This window comes from Ruegeria profundi, from assembly GCF_049800715.1.
GTDB lineage: Bacteria > Pseudomonadota > Alphaproteobacteria > Rhodobacterales > Rhodobacteraceae > Ruegeria > Ruegeria profundi_A.
Map to the genome: position 1 here is coordinate 59,081 of NZ_JBNAFO010000007.1, position 17,390 is coordinate 76,470.

Below are 17,390 nucleotides of genomic sequence, written 5' to 3' on the forward strand. Positions count from 1 at the left end.
TCAGGTCCTCAGCCGTTTTCCAAGCTCACGGGCATCTCATAGCCGTGTTGCTTCAGCAACGCATGGCGCTGCGCTGTTTTGAGGTCCTCGCGCACCATCTCTTGGCACATATCCTGTACCGTCAACTCGGGCACCCAGCCCAGTTTCTGCTTGGCTTTGGACGGATCTCCCAGCAGGGTCTCCACCTCAGCCGGGCGGAAGTAACGGGGGTTGATCCGCATCACCACATCTCCGGGCTTCAGCGCCGGAGCGTTGTCGCCTTCGACCGCCTTGACGGTTGCAATCTCATCAACGCCTTCGCCGGTGAATTCCAGCGTCACGCCCAGCTCGGCGGCGGACCATTCGATGAACTGACGCACGGAATACTGCACCCCGGTGGCGATCACGAAATCCTCGGGCGCGTCCTGCTGCAGCATCAGCCACTGCATGCGGACATAATCCTTGGCATGGCCCCAATCTCGCAGGCTGTCGATATTGCCCATATGCAGGCAATCTTCGAGGCCCTGCGCGATATTCGCCAAACCGCGCGTGATTTTGCGAGTCACGAAGGTCTCGCCCCGGCGCGGGCTTTCGTGATTGAACAGGATGCCGTTGCAGGCATACATCCCGTAGGCCTCACGATAGTTCACGGTAATCCAGTAGGAATAAAGCTTGGCCACAGCATAGGGCGAGCGCGGGTGGAACGGCGTGGTCTCACGCTGCGGCGTTTCCTGTACCAGGCCATAAAGCTCGGACGTTGAGGCCTGATAGAAGCGGCACTTCTCCTCCAGCCCCAGAAACCGGATCGCTTCGAGCAAGCGCAAAGTACCAATCGCATCGACATCCGCCGTGTACTCGGGGGATTCGAAGCTGACTGCCACATGCGATTGGGCCCCGAGGTTGTAGACCTCATCAGGCTGGACCTGCTGGATAATCCGCGTCAAGTTGGACGTGTCGCTCAGATCGCCATAGTGCAGATGCAGCTTGGGGTTCGGCTCGTGCGGGTCTTGGTAGATATGGTCGATCCGCTGCGTGTTGAACGACGAGGCACGCCGCTTGATACCATGCACCTCATAGCCTTTTTCCAACAGGAACTCGGCCAGATACGATCCGTCCTGACCGGTAATGCCGGTGATCAATGCCGTTTTGGTCATTACTGTGCCTCGTTTCCACAAATGCTACTATTCGAAGTCTCAAAAACATAAAGAGCGTATGGAATGCAACCCAAGGCGACAATCTGGCATTGCACCTGACCACGATTTCTTTGATTGTGCAGGCGCATTTCGGCCGAGACAAAAAGAGGAATTCGAGCTTGCGTATTGCGATGATCGGCACCGGCTATGTGGGTTTGGTGTCTGGTGTGTGTTTTTCGGATTTCGGCCATGATGTCATCTGCGTCGACAAGTCCGAGCAGAAAATCCAGATGCTGCAAGCCGGTGAGGTTCCGATTTATGAGCCGGGGCTGGACACCCTCATGGCCAAGAATGTGGCCGCAGGGCGGCTCAGTTTTACGACCAACCTGCAAGACGCCGTAGACGGAGCGGATGCGGTTTTCATCGCCGTCGGCACACCGACGCGACGTGGGGATGGTCACGCGGATCTAACCTATGTCATGGCTGCAGCCGAAGAGATCGCCAATGCGCTGACCGACTATGCAGTGATTGTGACAAAATCCACCGTGCCCGTTGGCACAAACCGCAAGGTGCAGCAGGTCGTCACTGCCGCAAATCCGAATGCGCAATTCGATGTGGCCTCGAACCCGGAATTCCTGCGTGAAGGAGCCGCGATCGACGATTTCATGCGTCCTGACCGGGTCGTGGTCGGCGTGGAAAACGACCGCGCTGCCGAGGTGATGGCCGAGATCTACCGCCCGCTTTATCTGCGAGACTTTCCGATCCTGACCACCGATCTGGAAAGCGCCGAGATGATCAAATACGCCGCCAACGCGTTCCTCGCGACCAAGATCACCTTCATCAACGAGATCGCTGGTTTGTGCGAAAAGGTGGGCGCCGACGTCAAAGAGGTTTCGCGCGGGATTGGGCTGGATGGTCGTATCGGCAATAAATTCCTGCACGCCGGACCCGGCTATGGTGGATCGTGCTTTCCCAAAGATACCGCCGCTCTGGCTCGGATCGGACAGGAACACGCACATCCGATGCAGATTACCGAGACAGTGATCCGCGTTAATGACGGTGTGAAAAAGCGAATGATCGACAAGATCCGCGACGCTTGCGACGACAGTTTCAACCGCAAGACCGTGACCGTGCTGGGGGTGACGTTCAAACCCAACACCGACGATATGCGCGATGCCCCGTCCCTGACCATCATTCCGGCCCTGATCGGCGGAGGGGCCAAAGTACGCGTGGTCGACCCGCAAGGCCGTGCTGAGGGCGAGGCGCTGCTGCCCGGCGTGGATTGGTTTGACGACCCATACGAAGCGGCCAAAGATGCCGACGTCGTTGTTCTTCTTACCGAATGGAACGAATTTCGCGCCTTGAACCTAAGCGAACTTGGCGGTGCGATGAAGACGCCGCGCATGGTGGATTTGCGCAACGTCTACTCTCAGGACAGTGTCGAAAAAGCAGGTTTTGAAACCTATGTGGGGGTCGGGCGTTAACCGCCCGTCTCAACCCGCATAAAGCGGAACCGACGCGTCTGCCCCTTCGGCCAGTGCTTTGCTCTGATCCCGCCGCACTTGCTCATACGTTGCTAATGCGTCGGATGAGAACAATTCTGTAGGTGCTTGAACCGGCACGAAATTGCTGTGTTTGTCCGAGCCTCTCGCCAGCAGCGCATAGTCCCGGTCCGCCACCAGTTGTTGTGCTCCGGGACTGAGGTAGCGGATGGCCAACCCGATCCGCCGGTCCTCGGACTGGTTCGGCCCTGAACCGTGGATCGTCAGCCCGTGATGCAGCGACATCTGACCGGGTGCGAGTTCGATATGGGTCTTGTCGGTCTCGGTAACCTCGACAGCCACCTCTTGCCCGCGGGACAACAGGTTTGTTTCCGAATATGTATCGGTATGCGGCAAGATCGGGTTCTTGTGGCTGGCGCGCACGAAATCCATACACCCGCTACTTACCGTCGCCGGGGACAGAGCAATCCAGGCTGTGACCTGATCCGGTGTTTCCCCCATGCCCCAATAGGTTAGGTCCTGATGCATACCAACCGTTTGCACGGTGTTGGCCTCTTTGATGAAAAACTCGGCCGACCAGATCATGATATCAGGGCCCAGAACGCCCTCAACCACATCCAGAACGCGGGGATCCTGCGCGATGCGCGTCGCCAGTGGCATGACCAGATGCGCATTGACCCGCTTATAGGTGTTCAAAGGCAAGGGCAGATCCGCATCCAGCCAGTCGCTCTCAATCTGTTCCAACTCGGTCCGGAAACCAGCAGCCTCAGCTTCGGAAAAGACGGAGAGGGGAAAGAGATAACCATCCTCCCAATACTGGTCGGATTGTTGCTGCGTTAACGTCGTCGCCATGGGGTAACCTATTCGCTCTATGCGCAAAGGGTATCCGCGAGGAGAGACAGGTCAAAACCAAACCTCTTGCCTGTCAGAATAAGTCTAGCTTAGCCTGCGCTACATGTTGCCCCGCATCCCATCCCTCAACTGGCTACGCGTGTTCGAAGCAGCCGCCCGTACAGAGAGCTTTTCCCGCGCAGCATCGCAGTTGAACATGTCACCAGCCGCCGTCAGCCAACAGGTCAAGGCGCTTGAGACCCGACTGGGCACACCTCTGTTTCACCGCCATGCCCATGCCGTCACGCTAACAGAAGCGGGGCGAGCCTATCTGCCCTCAGTTCAGCAATCCCTTCTGATGCTGGAAACGGCCACCACCGGGTTGTTCGGGGAGACGCGGGAACAGAGGTTATACGTTCAGTCGGTTTTGTTGTTTGCCCATGGCGTCTTGGCCAAAGGCCTTCCCGCGTTTCAGGCCGCGCAACCTCAGATCAATCTTTCGCTGACCACCGGCAATGCGAATTCGGATTTCACCAACCAGTTCACCGATCTACAGATCGTGTTTGGCAATCCGGGGCTGTTTGGCACTGAAGGAGATGAACTGCTCCGCGAGGTTCTGTTTCCCGTCGCCCCGCCCGAGATTGCCGCCCAGATCCACACACCGCAGGACCTGCTGCAATTCACCCTGATCGAAGTATCGACCCACCGTGCCAGCTGGCTCTACTGGTTCGAAGCGCTGCGTCTGCCGACGGGGCAGGCCCGGTTCTTCTTTGCCGACAACTCGATCATGGCGGCCGAGCTGTCCGCCAGCGGGCTTGGGATCGCACTGGCCCGCGCGCCCGCATCCGACCGTATTATGGAGGGTTCAGGACTGGTGTCCTGCCTGCCCGACCTGCAGGTCAGCGGGCAAGAGGCCTACCACCTGATTTATCCCTCTCGTACAGATTTGCGCCGGCCGGCCCGCCTATTTCGCGACTGGCTGCTGGACTACAGCGCTGCCGTCCAAACGCGGTAACGCCCCTGACCTGTGACTTCGCGGACCAAACCGCGGCGGGTAAAGCGGTCAATGTTGCGCTGTACTGCAGCGCGCGAGGCCTGGGTCAGTTCCTCGGCAAGAGGGGCCGAAACCATGGGCCAGGCTCGCAAAGCGTCGATCAGCAAAGGCGGCGTTCGACCGCTGAGGTCGGTTGTTGCCTCTTTCGCCCGCGCCTCCCACGCGTTGATCCGGTCCAGATGCAACAAGGCTGCGAGGGCCGCCTGCCCTGCCCCGCCAATCCAGGCGGCCAGTTTTTCCTCCGGCGACCCGACACCACGCAGCGCGCCCGGCCCGGAGAGGGCTAACGGCATGAAAAGCGCCCCGCCCCGCCCCATCGAGGCCGCATGCCGCGCTGCTATGACAGCTGCTTCCGTATCCTGACCGGGTCCTTGCGACACGGCCCGCCATGCATGAAAGGCGATCGCGGCCTGAGTGACGGAGTGCAGCGCCTCGACGCTGCGCATCACGTCCGACAGGTCTGCAATAGCCTCCGGCACCTCTTCGATCCCTTGCGCCATCCGGTCCAGAAAGGCGGTCAAACCAGCCTCCCATCCGTCATGGGAAGGGGCCGCGCCCGATGACAGGCGGCGCACCGCCCAACCTGCCCGATACAGGGACTGCACGTCATCGCCGGTCGCGCCGATCCGCAGACTTGTCCAAAGCGCCAAGCGTTCGACACTGATCCGGTCACCCGTCCACCAGCCCAGATCGGAAACATCCATCAAGGCCAGACGATGGGTCCACCCTTCGGGCCCCGCCCGCAGTCGCTCATCCAGCGCGCCAAAGGTTACCGCCAGATCGGCGAGCTCAGACGATAGCTCGGATTGCGCGGCTTGCCACTCTCTGGGATCGAACAACTGCCGCTGATCTGCCCGAGGGCCAGGGGTCAGGAAGTCATCCTGTGGCGCGTCTTCCTCGGGCGGGAGAAACCACAGATCATCCTCATCCTCGGTATCACCATCATAGATGCTGCGCGGCCCGAGGTCTTCGGCCTCATCATCGGGGTCGGATGTGACAGGTTTGGGTTTCATACCCGCATTCTTCGGCTATTTCCGACCACTCACAAGGGGGTTTCCATTTGGATCACCAGCTTTCCCGACTTGCATTGGAAGATTCGACCAAATTGGCGCGCAACCAAGCCCGGTCGCTGATCTAAACCTTAAGGCAGAGTTATCCCTGACAACCGCCCATCGCCCACCGGCGCAGATTGACCTTCAACCCACCGCCAAACGGATGCTGCTTGGCCACATTGCCTGCCGCTGGACGTTTGACATAGGTCTGAGCCTGATCGCACAGAGCCTCATGCGTCCACTGGTGGCAATTCGAGCAGTTCTGATTTTTCCACAACTCATCCGGCAGCCCGTCAATCGGCGGGAACTGAGGCGAGCCTACGACCAGCTCCTCGATCGACTTGCCCCGGACATGGGTGTTGCCGAACGTCAGGATGGATTTCATGGTGACCGCTGCTCCGGCGTCGATACTGCCCGAATTCTGCGCCTCTGGCGCTTCGACATTGGGTTCTGCTTTGCGCGTCACAGTCTCGCTTTCCAACTGAAGGGCCGCCAGACGCTCGACCGCCTGATCGGCAAATGCGCCGCTGGGAAAGCTGTGCAGATAGACTTCGTAGGAATGGATCGAATCGTCCACCTGCGCCAGTTCATACATCAAACGGTCCGTCTCGGTCGCTTCCGGAGCTTCTTGCGTTGGCGTAGGCGTGGGCAGAGTTCCAAAGGACTCGGCCAAAATCGTCTGCAGCAGATCATTGGCCTGCGATGCATGAACACTGTCTGGATAGGCCCGCTGAAACAGCATTATCTTCACCGGGTCACGGCTGTTCACGGCCTCCTGCCACTGTTCTTCCTCGGTTTGCTCCGGTTTCGCGATCAGTGTTTCATTCGCGCGTGCAAAGGCGAAATCCTGCGTCAAGGACGAGGTATCCCAAGGCGTTTGCAGCCCCCGCGTTTCGCCGAGAACATCAACGCGCACCTTCTTGAACAATTGCTCGATCGCCATGCCGGGCGTGTCGATATGCTGCGCAAGGCTCAACGTGAACGGGCTGTTGCCGGTTTCGCCGTCCAGCGCAACACCGCCGGGATCGGTGGCATAGGCGAGAAAAGTACCGGTCGGGGCTTTCATCTCGGCCAGACCATTGTCATCCATATCTGCCAGATCCTCGAACGGGTTGTTCCGGCAGGCGTCCAGAATGACGATATTCGTTTTGTTGTTGGCCGAGGCCATCTGATGCAGGACCGAACGTGCCTCAACCGCCATCAGGTCCAGATCGGCCGGATCAGACAGCGACACATCCACAGGCAACAGGTAGTTCGAACCGAAAGACTGCACCCCGTGACCCGCATAGTAAAACAGGCCCACGGCCGTTTCGCCGCCCTTGCGCAGGTCACGCCCAAACTGGGCAATGGCGCGCTTCATCTCGATCTGGGTGCTGTCGGACAGATGCCGCACCTCGAACCCGAGCGCGGTGAGCTTCTCCGCCATCAGCCGCGCATCGTTGATTGGATTGTCTAGGGCCGAGACCGAACCGTAGTCGGAGTTTCCAACCACCAGCGCGATTCGCGGCTCGGCCCAAGCCGAACCGGCCCAGAGCATAGCGATCATCGCAAACAGGGTTCTAAGTACGCGTTGCACCTTTGGTTCTTTGCCTTTTTCTGGTCTCATGGTCCGTGACCCCTTGGGCACCACTCAGCCCGGAAGTACTCTGATATTGTTTTTTGGCTTTCTTATGGCCGTGGCCTGAAATATCCCAATTAAAGTATCAAGACTAGGAAGAGGTTCACACATGCCGCGTTTAAACTTGGTGCAAAGTGCTTTTGCGATGATGGCACTGGTATTTGCAAACACGGCGTGGGGTCAAAGCGCCGATCCTTTTGAGCATGGCTGGAAATTGGACGCCGAGGCCTCAGAACTGCAGTTTCTTTCGGTCAAAAAGAACGCGATTGCCGAAAACAGCGGATTTGCAACCCTGACGGGCGTGATTAGCCCCGAAGGTGGCGCCGATATCCGGGTTCAGATGGACAGCGTTGATACCAAGATTGACCTGCGCAACGTGCGCATGCGGTTCCTGTTTTTCGAGACCTTTAACTTCCCCGAGGCTGTGATCACCGCCCAATTGCCGCCCGAACAGCTGGTGGATCTGCACCAGACCCGGCACAAGATCATCGACCTGCCCTATAGCCTATCCCTTCATGGGGTGAAAAAAGACAGCGTGGCGCAGGTGGCCATCACTCTGGTCGACAATGACCGGGTGGCTGTGGCCAATACGACGCCGATTGCGATTGCCCTGCCTGACTTCAACCTTGAGGAAGGGCGCGGCAAGCTCGAAGAGGCCGCCGGTGTTGATATTCTGCCCTTCGGTTTTGTCAGCTTCGGGTTCGTATTCGACCGCGCCCAACCCGGCACGCCGCCTCAGCTTGAGGTCGCCTCGGCCACACCAGGGGCTGCTGCGCTGGAGACCAAGGGTGATCTGGATCGTGAGGCCTGTGAAGGTCGGATGGAGATCCTGTCGCGCACCGGCAATATCTACTTCAACTCGGGCAGTGCGCGGCTGACCAATGACTCGATTCCACTGCTGAGCAATCTGCATGACATTGTCGACCGTTGCCCGGACCTGAAGATCGAGATCGGCGGGCACACGGACAGCGATGGCTCGGATGAGGCCAACCGTGTTCTCAGCGAACGTCGTGCGCAGGCGGTCAACACCTATCTGGTCGATCAGGGGATCGCGCCCGAACGTCTATTGACGGTTGGTTATGGTGAAAGCCGCCCGGTTGTGTCGAATGACACCGCAGATGGCAAGCGCCGCAATCGGCGGATTGAGTTTGTGCCGGTAAACTAGACTCAGTTTTCAGCCAGAATGATCGGGTCGAAGCCACCACTGCGCCATTGCCTCAGGGCCGATATGAAATTCGGCCCTGGCACACCGTCGATGGTGCTGTTGTAATAGCCTGCCTTTTGCAACAGCCGTTGAACCTCCATCAGGGTGTCGCGCGACCATTGGTCTGAGGCGAGGGATAGCTGATCCAGGATCGCTCCGTTATCCTCGGCAGCTCCACGCAGAAGCATCCGCGCGGCCTCGAGCGGGTCACGAGGCACGCCGCGCCCTTCGTCCAGTAGGATCGCCGCCGCCAGATAGCCCTGATACTCGCCATCACGCGCAGCTTTCTGGAAGTAGCCCAATGCTTGCTCGGGCTCGCCAGCGGCACCATCTTGAGCCAGCACTCCAAGATTGAAGGTCGCCTTGGCCGACCCACCTTCGGCGGCCTGCTGTAAAAGCGCGACAGCGCGCGCGTCATCTTTGGGAACGATCTGGCCTTCAAACAGTGTAACGGCGAGGTTGATCATGGCATCGGCGCTGCCCCCTGCCGCCGCGCGCTCGTACAGGTCCAGCGCTGTGCCCATGTCCTGAGGGACGCCGGTGCCGCTTTCATGCAGTTGCGCCAAGGAAACCATCGCCCGCAAATCCCCTTCGGCAGCGGCCTGTTTGTAGAGGGTCACGGCACGCTCCACATCCCCCGCAGCAATCGTCGCCCGTGCCAGCAGCGCCACGTAGTGCGACAGATCCGGCGACTGGGCCGCCGCCGCGCTGCACGCCTGAATGGCCGTCAGCGCGTTTTCCTGCAACCGGCTGAACGGAACGCCGGTGATACTGGCCGTCCGGTCGCGAGGATGGGTCGCGAGCCGCTCACAAATGCCGCCCGGCGTGCTGTCCTCGGGCCGCGGGATCGAGGCGATCAGCCGCTGCGCCTGCGCGGCATGGCTGCCATCGGGGTATTGCTCAAGGTAGAACTCCAGCAGAGGCCGCATCCGGCTGCGTTGAGCCAGTTTCCAAAGACGCTCGGCCTGTTCGTCCTGGTCTTCGACGCTCAGCGCGCGGGTCTGGGTGCCGCCCTGCCCAGCCTCATCCAGAAACGCAAAAACCTCAGTGGCATGCGCGCCCTGTGGGTAGCGGTCGATATAGAGCTGCATCAGAGAGGCATCCTGCGCATTGGCCGCCACCTGCCACAACAATGTCTCTTCGGATGCTGTCACCGGGCTGTTGTCAAACCGGAATTGCCGCGTCAGCGAGGAATTGTCCCACGGGATCTGCCGCCCCCCAGTCGCCGCCAGAACATCCTTGCGGACCGAGATCAGCAGGTCCGAGATATCCTGACCCGGCGTGTAAATATGGCTCAGCAGCGCTTCGGTGAAAAAACTGTTCCGCCCGGTACCGTCGAAGGCCACGTTGTCGGGCTGCGTGGCGTAGGCGAACAGAAAATCCGCCGCGCTGCCGACACGGGCCAAACCTTCGTCAACGCTCAGTACACCGTCTTCGAACGGGTTGTCGCGGCAGGCGTCCAGAAACACCAGACGAATACCGTCGGACCGTTCCATCCGCGAGACGAATTCCTCCATCGCAACTGTCTGTTCCGGAATATCCGCGGCACTGGTCAGGTTGGCATCAACCGGAACCAAGTAATTACGCCCGTCCACCTGAAACCCGTGCCCTGCATAAAACAGCAGCGAGACATCGGAATCGGCAGCCGTCGCGCCATAGGATTCAGCCAGAGACAGCATCTCATCCCGAGTCAGATCGGTGCCGAGAAACACGTCGAACCCCAGCCCCTCAAGCGCGATGGCCAGATCCGAGGCATCGTTGATCGGATTGTCGAGCGCCCCGACCGACTGGTAATCCGAGTTCCCGATGATCAGCGCCACGCGTTTGTCGGCCAGCGCCGCGAAAGCGCTGAACAGGGTCAATAGCATGGCCGCGCAGAGACGGATCAGGAACATGGGCGCAGAGCCTCCGTAGGGTTACAGACCGATGGCGCGCGACAGGCCAATCTCGGCCTGACCAACAGCCGCCACGATTGTATCTACCTGCTGGTTCTGGATGCTGACAAGCTCGGGGTCGGTTGCTCGTATCAATGTGATCGCCTTGCGGATTTCGCGCTGCGCCTGACGGATCTGACGGCGCGCTTCCTGCACGGCCTCGCGGCGGATCGTCTCCCGCTCCTCAGCGGTGGTGGCAAGTGCCAGACGACGGTTGGCATCCTCGCCCGCCGCACGAATGCCCGCACTCGCGCCGCGGATGATATCACCAACTGATTCCAGACCAGGCGGCAAACCCTGCACGATCGCATCAAGGTCCGAGGCGTATTCGTCCATCGCATCGGCAATACAGGCCAGATAGGCGCTGACATTGTTGCCCTGTTCCGCACAGGAAGAGATGACCTCGTCAAAATCCTGCGACGCATTCTCGACCGTACCAAGCGCAGCTTCTGCTTCGGTTGTCGTTGTGGTCGTAGTACCACCGCCGCCACCTCCGCCGCCAGTGATGGTCGTATCCACGGTCGGGGTAATCTCAATGGTTGGGGTCGGCGGGGTCGGAATGACCGTGTTCCCGATGATTGCCGTGCCAGGCAGCGCAGAAACGGTATAGAACACCTCCGAGATACTCAGGAGGGAACTTGTATCCACGGTATAAGTCGTGGTCCCGTTCTCGGTGCTGGCAAACGTCAAAGTCTCAAAGATCGGGGACGTGTCCAGCGAGTCACCCGACGGCCCGAACCGAAAGACAGACGGGCCACCAGAAATTGTGCCCGTGCCTGTCGTCGTTTCAGCCTCACCTTCCGGGATGAGAAGTGTGTCAGGCACCACGAACAGGACCGGTGAGGTCGTGTAGTGCAACGGGTTTGTCCCGCCTTCTGACCCGCTCGCTCCAGGCGCCCACGTGTTGGTAAAGTCCCACCCTTGAGCCGACGCAAGGTTAAAGAACCCAACCGTATCCTGAAGTTGTGCGGTGGTGAGTGCCGTGCCCCCGGCGCTAGTGGCCAGACCGGAGGAATCGGTGTTCCAGAAGGAACCTGAAACAGATCCAGAGTTTGAACCGACTAACCCACCAAGTGTGGGTGTATTAGGGCCTGAAAAACTGGCACCGCCCGTTGAATAGCTTCGGGCAACTGTGCCGCCATTGTTGAAGCCTACGAGGCCTCCGAGCGTCGCAGAGTCTCCGGGCGCCGAACTCTGATTGGTGCCTGAGACACTTCCGGTTGCATAGGAATCCTGAACAAGGCCGTTGTTGTCACCCACCAGGCCACCAACGGAAAAATCACCAGCCGTAGAACCACTGACGGTTCCTGTAGCGTGAGACCTGGTGATGGTTCCGTTGTTTTCGCCGACCAAACCGCCCGCGACAACCAGGTTGGCTTCGGTCGTGGCTACGGTCACACTGGCTGTCGAGAAACTGTCAATGATTGTGCCATCGTTGAAACCAACAAGACCACCGGCCTGTTCGTCACTACTGCTAAAGCTGCCGGATACCGAAACGCCGGAAATCGTGCCGCCATTTGTTCCCGCCAAGATGCCACCGCCTCCAGAGGAAACGCTGGCCCCGTTGATGCGCAGGTTTTGAACGTTGCCATCAAGATTGTTGAACAGGCCGCCGAAAGAACTGGTCGAAATGGTGAGGCCGTTTATCGAAAAGCCGTTGCCTTCAAGTGTACCACCCGCAAAGTCGATAGGATCGAAAGAACTGAGTGGCGCGGCACTGATAGGATTGGCCAGGGCGTAGTTGTTGCCGTCCGAGATGCCTTGAAGGCCAAACACATCCGTCAGCAGAAATGGCGACCCGGCAGCACCCGTGCCACCGAGCGCACGGGTGAATGTTGCACCGGACGCAATATCGAGCGTGCCCGCTGAGAAACTCGGAAGCGTAGAACTTACCTGTGACCAGGCTCCATTCGTAAGCGTAAAGGTATCGACGTTGATTGTTCCACCTGCGCCGGTGCCAATCGTTGTGGCGGCGTTCAGTTCCAACTCGCCGCTTGTCGCGGTGATCGCAGCGTTGATCGTGATCGAATCATTGGCAAGCAGCGTCAACCGAGAGCCGTTGCCCCACGTGATCGGATCATCGACGGTGATGGTACCAACCTGCGAGTCATCGCCACCAAGGTCGATAGGGTCTCCATTCGGTTGGAGAGTGCCACTTCCGGCGGTCGTCAGAGTGACGTTGCCGAAGCCAAGGTTTGTTTCAATTGTACCCGGCGTCACAGAACCCGGTCCCGTTGCCGTGTCAGAAACCGTGATATTCGTGGGGTCCAGCAGCAGCGTACCATATGCGCCAAACGGTGCCCGCGTATCAGTCAGGCCATCGTAATTCAGGGCCAGCTTGCCGGACACTTCGACAAAACCACCATCCCCGGCCAAATCGCCGCCGCGGGCCGAGTTGAAGCCCGAGAACGATGTGTAGTCATCCGACCAGACGATGATCAGACCACCATCGCCCTGATCTCCGCCATCGGCGCTGATTACCGTTGCGCTGTCGACCAGCGTAGTGCTGGCCCGTTGCAGATCGCCGCCGCCTTGCAGGTCACCGCCGACGCGGATCTCTCCGCCCTGTCCTGCGCCTGCACCGTTTGCGCTCAGGGCCGCACCGGCCAGTTCGATGGCTTCACCGGTAATCGTGATCGACCCACCGTTCTGATCGCGGGCCACCGGACGCGGAGAGGCCTCGACCAGTGTCACCCGCGCCGAGGTATCAATGCGGCCCGACACCTGCACGGCCCCGCCGCTGCCGCCCAGAACAACTGCTCCAGACACGCCACCGACCGAGCGCGCCTCGATCAAGCCAGACATATTCACGACCCGGCGCGCCGCATCACGAGCGCTAGCAGCCTTGAGGTGAACGACCCCGCCATCCGCCTCGATCCGGCCCGAATTGGTGACCAAAGCCTCCATCGCGGCGTCATCACTGTTTGAAGGAACCGCAACCTGTAGAAACCCATCACCGGACACGTCGAGCGTAACCTGCTCACCTGCTCCAAGTCCCACCTTGCCCATCGGCACGCGGATCACACCCGAGTTTGACACCTTGCCACCGATCAAGGCCGCATACCCGCCGGGAACAACCTGAATCGTACCCGCGTTCTCGACCCCTGCCGAGGCTCCGTTGCCGTTGTAGTGATACCGACCATTCAGAAAGTCATCATCCGTGATGTTCAGGGTCGAGGCGACAAACCCGCCGGTGTTCACATGGCCGTTCGGCCCGATGAAAATGCCGTTCGGGTTGACCAGATGCACCTGCCCGTTGGCGTTCAGCTGACCGTGGATCTGACTGGTCGTATTCCCGGTGACCCGGTTCAGGATCACGCTTTGCGCGCCCGGCTGATTGATATTCACGGTCGAGCCGGAGCCAATCGAAAACCCGTTCCAATTCACGATGGCCGCATTCGACCCCTGCGTGATGTTCAACTGATTGCCGCTGGGTTGGCTGATCGCGACATCACCTGCAGCCACCGACCCTCCGGTCGGGAGGGATTGCGCCAGCGCGGTCGTGCCCCATAGCGCGGCCGAGGCCGACAGCAAAATGCGGCGTGAGACTGTCATGGTTGCGCTGCCATCAGAAGCGGCGGCTGGCAGTGATGCTGAACCGGTTTCCATCTTCCCCGAGGTCATCACGTTCCCCCCTCCCATATTCCACTCGTACTGACCCGGACCGATAGGTCGAGTCCTCAATCGTAAACACATCAAAGCCCAAACCGTAGGCATATGCCCGGGTTGTGCCTTGTTCCAGAACAGTGGGTTGTTCCAAACCTAACACGCCGTAAGCCCCAAAAACATAGGGTTTGAACAGGATCGGAAAGCCGGCCACTTGCGTCTGCTGCGACCGGCCAAGCTCGGCCCGCGCGACCCAGCCGTCATCCCCGCGCAGATCGCCCGCGTCGAAGGCCGACAGCTCACTGGAGCTGGCGACACTGAACTGCTCCGAGGTAACCAGCGGATCGCCAAAGCTGGATTGTATCCGGCCATTCACGTTCACGGACCAATTGGCATTCAACGGGCGCTGATACTGCGCCGACAGCACAAGCTTGGTGAATTGCGCACTGGCGCCTTGCCGTGACAAGGGCGTATCCCCCGCCCCGACCGAGGCACTGGCCCCGAACGCATCCAGCCCGCGTGACAGAACAGCCCCGGCAGACAGAAACGCGCCATTGTCATAGGTCCAGCTTGCATCAAGCGTGGCCCGCAAGACGCTGAGGTCATCGTCATAAACCGGCAGCGACCCTGAGCTGGCAATCAGATCCTGCGAGTCGCTGATCCGGTCCAGGATCAGTTGCGACGACAGATTGTGACGCCGTGTGCGCACCCAAGGATAGTAGAGACGCAGGGAAAAGCGTTCGAATTTACTGGTATTTGGTACCAGCTCGGCATCCGGTTGCGCCTCACTCAGCGTGTATTCGGCGTTGAACGTCATCCCATCGTAACCGATCGGAAAAACCGTCCCTGCCGCCGCAATCCGGTATTGCGCCTCGCTTGAGAAGAACCGTTTGGGCGAACCGCCGACGCGGAAATAGAAGGTCTCTCCCATCTCCAGCGCGCCGTTGACCTCAAGGCCGACGTTCAGGTTGCCCGGGCCAAGCTCATCCGACAGCGTATTGTCAAAGCCGTAAGAGCCGGTGATCTCTTTGAACTCACCATCCAGCGTCAGTATAGTACCGCCCCGCGCATCGCCCGCAGACAGCGTCGAGGCCAGTCGCACGCCAAACGTATCCCCGGCCAGCAATAGCGCACGTTCGATCTGTTGCAGTTTGACACCCCGTTTGCCGATCAGAGGTTTGGTAATCATCACCACCCGCTCACGCGCCTGCTGAGGCACTTTCTCGGCATCAATCCGTTCGATGAAACCGTCAATCACAACGATGCGCAGTGTGCCCCCATCACGCAGGGTCTGTTGTGGCAGGACCACCCGGCTCAGGACAAAACCCGCGTTGGTATAGGCGCTTTCCAATCGGTTGGTGGCAGCAAAAATTTCTGATACGGCCACGCGCTTACCGGTCAGGCGCTCAATGAAAGCCGTATTTGCCGCCTCCATCTGAGGCAGACCATCTTCGATCCGCACCTGACCAACGGTCACAAACAGCCTGTCTGCGCCTGCGGGCACCGGCGCGCCCGGATCGCGCGCTACGGTCACAGGCCCGGTGCTACGTTGGTTCTGAGGCTGAAAGGTGGATGGGGCAAGGTTCGACGCGCTTTGCGCCAGCGCCACCGTCGAAAATACAGTCGACGCGATCACGACGTAGGAAGCCAAAACCAGAAAACGACAGATCCGCGTCATGTCAGAAAAAACCCCCTACCCAATCCGGCCCGAACCAATGGGCCAGAAACGCATCAAGGAAATCCCAATCAAGGGACCATGGCAAGGTCGTTCTGATCATTCCGCAGCCCCCTTTGGAATAGATAACGCTTTATTTACCTTGTTGCCCATCACGTCTGTGAAAGACTTCACAAACCGCATGAGAAGCGCGGTCAGAGCAGCCCGGCCTCAAGCCACTCTTCGATCTTGTTGCGGCTGACCTCGAAATGCATCGAGTCCTCACGGCCCCAGGCAGCACCCCAGACCCAGCCTTCCTCGCGGAAGAAATCGGCCAGAATGGTCAGACCCAACTGGGTTTTTCCGTCGCCCAGCGTATCCAGAACTCCGTCGATATTGAGGTCAACCGCAAGACCGTAGGCATGGGCCGAGGCCGAAGACGTCGCCCCGCGAATCCGGCGCACGCACAAAGAACCGGCCGTATTGATACGCGCATAAAGGTCGGGGTCGGTGCGTTGAATATTCTCGAATACAGCCCGCAGTGAATCAACCGCAGGTTTTAGCATCCGCACCCGAACCGGCCCGACCTCTTCCAACACCAGAAGCTCCTCAAGCCTCGGGTTGGTCATCGACTGGCATTCATCCGTCAGATCCTCGCGCGGCAGGCCGAATGTTTCGCGCAAAAAGGACGACCCGGCCAAGTCCAGCTCCCGGTTCACCTTGTTGCGATTGGCGATCAGGACGACCTGCGCATACGCGTCAATGATCTCATTGGGTGACGAGCGGTCAAACCCATAGTCATCCGCCGCCGAATTGTCTTGCGGGACGACCCCGGCACCATTCTGGGTGCGCGACACCTCAAGCGAAAGGCGTTCAACCTGTTCGCGCATATCGTCGAGCTGCTGGCTGAGCATCTCAATCTCGATCCGGGCCCCCGAGTCGATGGCGGGACCTTCGAAATTCTCGTTAAGTGGAACGACCAAAGGAAAGACGTACCAGATGATCGGAGCCAGTATGATGGCCACTCCCAGAATGATCGCCGGAACGATGCGCATTTGCCTGATGTTTCCTGTATTCTGCCACCTTATAAGATGAACTTAAAAGGCTGGGCGCATGATGTCACGCTATTGACCTAAAAATGTCCAGCGCTTGTGTGACATTCTTCATTGTCGGTCGTCGGGTGGGGGGCTAGTCTTCCCCTCAAACACGGAAAGGTTAGGGTTATGTCCGCATTTGCATCATGGAAGTTTATCGGGGCCTCGGCATTTGCCGTCCTGTGTACCGCTCAGTTTGCTCTGGCGCAGTCAGGCGAGTTGACGGCAGACGAAATCACCGACGCGTTCAACAAGCAGAAGACGCGCGGCCTTGTCATCGTGCCGTCGAATTCCGGCGAAACGGCTGAGGCCGAAGCTGAAACCACCGTTGCCGCCGCTCCGACCGAATACCAGCCGGTCGCAAGCGAGGATCAGGTCAACATCCAGATCCGTTTCGATTTCGCGTCGGCCGCGCTGCGTGAGGATGAAAAGCCCAAGCTTTCGTCGCTGTGTCAGGCGATGAAGAACGTGGATGTGAACGTCTTCCAGATCATCGGCCATACCGACAGTGCAGGCTCCGCCGAATACAACCAGAACCTGTCGCTGCTGCGCGCCAAAGAGGTCAAGCGCTTCCTCGTCGGCGATTGCGGCATCTCGGAACAGCGGCTTGAGGTACTGGGCGTGGGCGAAGCCGAACCTCTGAACAAGGACAATCCGCGCGCCGACGAAAACCGTCGCGTTGAATTCCAGGCCCTCGGCTAATTACACCACCACTCTAACTAAACCGAG

12 protein-coding genes are annotated in these 17,390 nt (G+C 59.4%); 4 read left to right on the top strand and 8 right to left on the bottom strand.

The window, feature by feature from the left end:
- Positions 1-8 precede the first annotated feature (8 nt).
- Positions 9-1,133, bottom strand: coding sequence for a GDP-mannose 4,6-dehydratase (gene gmd / locus ACP15L_RS12800; RefSeq protein ID WP_425084456.1), 1,125 nt, complete (start codon positions 1,131-1,133; stop codon positions 9-11).
- A 158-nt stretch (positions 1,134-1,291) separates the two neighbouring features.
- Here gmd and ACP15L_RS12805 point away from each other — a divergent pair, with 158 nt between their 5' ends.
- Complete coding sequence (locus tag ACP15L_RS12805) at positions 1,292-2,596, top strand: UDP-glucose dehydrogenase family protein (protein ID WP_425084457.1); 1,305 nt, start codon at positions 1,292-1,294, stop codon at positions 2,594-2,596.
- Between the two features lie 9 nt (positions 2,597-2,605).
- On the opposite strand, the gene ACP15L_RS12810 is transcribed toward ACP15L_RS12805, so the two are convergent.
- On the bottom strand, positions 2,606-3,466 hold the full coding sequence (locus ACP15L_RS12810) for a phytanoyl-CoA dioxygenase family protein (protein ID WP_425084458.1): 861 nt from the start codon (positions 3,464-3,466) through the stop codon (positions 2,606-2,608).
- A gap of 103 nt (positions 3,467-3,569) precedes the next feature.
- Between ACP15L_RS12810 and ACP15L_RS12815 the strand changes: the two genes are divergently transcribed.
- Positions 3,570-4,460, top strand: a complete 891-nt coding sequence (locus tag ACP15L_RS12815) for a LysR family transcriptional regulator (RefSeq protein WP_425084459.1) — start codon at positions 3,570-3,572, stop codon at positions 4,458-4,460.
- Here ACP15L_RS12815 and ACP15L_RS12820 read toward each other — a convergent pair.
- Both ACP15L_RS12820 and ACP15L_RS12825 read right to left on the bottom strand, forming a co-directional pair.
- Positions 4,433-5,512 carry a helix-turn-helix domain-containing protein gene (locus tag ACP15L_RS12820; protein WP_425084460.1) on the bottom strand — a complete coding sequence of 360 codons (1,080 nt, stop codon included), beginning with the start codon at positions 5,510-5,512 and terminating at the stop codon, positions 4,433-4,435. The genes ACP15L_RS12815 and ACP15L_RS12820 overlap by 28 nt on opposite strands.
- 139 nt (positions 5,513-5,651) lie before the next feature.
- Positions 5,652-7,157, bottom strand: coding sequence for a caspase family protein (locus tag ACP15L_RS12825; RefSeq protein WP_425084461.1), 1,506 nt, complete (start codon positions 7,155-7,157; stop codon positions 5,652-5,654).
- Between the two features lie 121 nt (positions 7,158-7,278).
- On the opposite strand from ACP15L_RS12825, the gene ACP15L_RS12830 reads away from it, so the two are divergent.
- On the top strand, positions 7,279-8,334 hold the full coding sequence (locus tag ACP15L_RS12830) for an OmpA family protein (protein WP_425084462.1): 1,056 nt from the start codon (positions 7,279-7,281) through the stop codon (positions 8,332-8,334).
- 2 nt (positions 8,335-8,336) lie between these two features.
- On the opposite strand, the gene ACP15L_RS12835 is transcribed toward ACP15L_RS12830, so the two are convergent.
- The 4 genes from ACP15L_RS12835 to ACP15L_RS12850 form a co-directional block, all read right to left on the bottom strand.
- Positions 8,337-10,268 carry a caspase family protein gene (locus tag ACP15L_RS12835; RefSeq protein WP_425084463.1) on the bottom strand — a complete coding sequence of 644 codons (1,932 nt, stop codon included), beginning with the start codon at positions 10,266-10,268 and terminating at the stop codon, positions 8,337-8,339.
- 21 nt (positions 10,269-10,289) lie between these two features.
- Complete coding sequence (locus tag ACP15L_RS12840) at positions 10,290-13,931, bottom strand: filamentous hemagglutinin N-terminal domain-containing protein (protein ID WP_425084464.1); 3,642 nt, start codon at positions 13,929-13,931, stop codon at positions 10,290-10,292.
- Complete coding sequence (locus tag ACP15L_RS12845) at positions 13,876-15,591, bottom strand: ShlB/FhaC/HecB family hemolysin secretion/activation protein (RefSeq protein WP_425084465.1); 1,716 nt, start codon at positions 15,589-15,591, stop codon at positions 13,876-13,878. Before ACP15L_RS12845 ends, ACP15L_RS12840 begins: the two co-directional genes overlap by 56 nt.
- 191 nt (positions 15,592-15,782) lie before the next feature.
- Complete coding sequence (locus tag ACP15L_RS12850; protein ID WP_425084466.1) at positions 15,783-16,622, bottom strand: M15 family metallopeptidase; 840 nt, start codon at positions 16,620-16,622, stop codon at positions 15,783-15,785.
- A gap of 168 nt (positions 16,623-16,790) precedes the next feature.
- Between ACP15L_RS12850 and ACP15L_RS12855 the strand changes: the two genes are divergently transcribed.
- A complete protein-coding gene (locus ACP15L_RS12855) occupies positions 16,791-17,363 on the top strand; it encodes an OmpA family protein (protein WP_170549474.1) in 573 nt (190 codons plus the stop codon).
- Positions 17,364-17,390: the final 27 nt, after the last annotated feature.

Excerpts from the sequence above, each read along its gene's own strand:
- ACP15L_RS12850 (WP_425084466.1), bottom strand. The coding sequence starts at position 16,622 with ATGCGCATCGTTCCGGCGATCATTCTGGGAGTGGCCATCATACTGGCT.
- ACP15L_RS12845 (WP_425084465.1), bottom strand. The coding sequence starts at position 15,591 with ATGACGCGGATCTGTCGTTTTCTGGTTTTGGCTTCCTACGTCGTGATC.
- ACP15L_RS12825 (WP_425084461.1), bottom strand. The coding sequence starts at position 7,157 with ATGAGACCAGAAAAAGGCAAAGAACCAAAGGTGCAACGCGTACTTAGA.
- ACP15L_RS12840 (WP_425084464.1), bottom strand. The coding sequence starts at position 13,931 with ATGACCTCGGGGAAGATGGAAACCGGTTCAGCATCACTGCCAGCCGCC.
- ACP15L_RS12820 (WP_425084460.1), bottom strand. The coding sequence starts at position 5,512 with ATGAAACCCAAACCTGTCACATCCGACCCCGATGATGAGGCCGAAGAC.
- gmd (WP_425084456.1), bottom strand. The coding sequence starts at position 1,133 with ATGACCAAAACGGCATTGATCACCGGCATTACCGGTCAGGACGGATCG.
- ACP15L_RS12810 (WP_425084458.1), bottom strand. The coding sequence starts at position 3,466 with ATGGCGACGACGTTAACGCAGCAACAATCCGACCAGTATTGGGAGGAT.
- ACP15L_RS12830 (WP_425084462.1), top strand. The coding sequence starts at position 7,279 with ATGCCGCGTTTAAACTTGGTGCAAAGTGCTTTTGCGATGATGGCACTG.
- ACP15L_RS12835 (WP_425084463.1), bottom strand. The coding sequence starts at position 10,268 with ATGTTCCTGATCCGTCTCTGCGCGGCCATGCTATTGACCCTGTTCAGC.
- ACP15L_RS12855 (WP_170549474.1), top strand. The coding sequence starts at position 16,791 with ATGTCCGCATTTGCATCATGGAAGTTTATCGGGGCCTCGGCATTTGCC.
- ACP15L_RS12815 (WP_425084459.1), top strand. The coding sequence starts at position 3,570 with ATGTTGCCCCGCATCCCATCCCTCAACTGGCTACGCGTGTTCGAAGCA.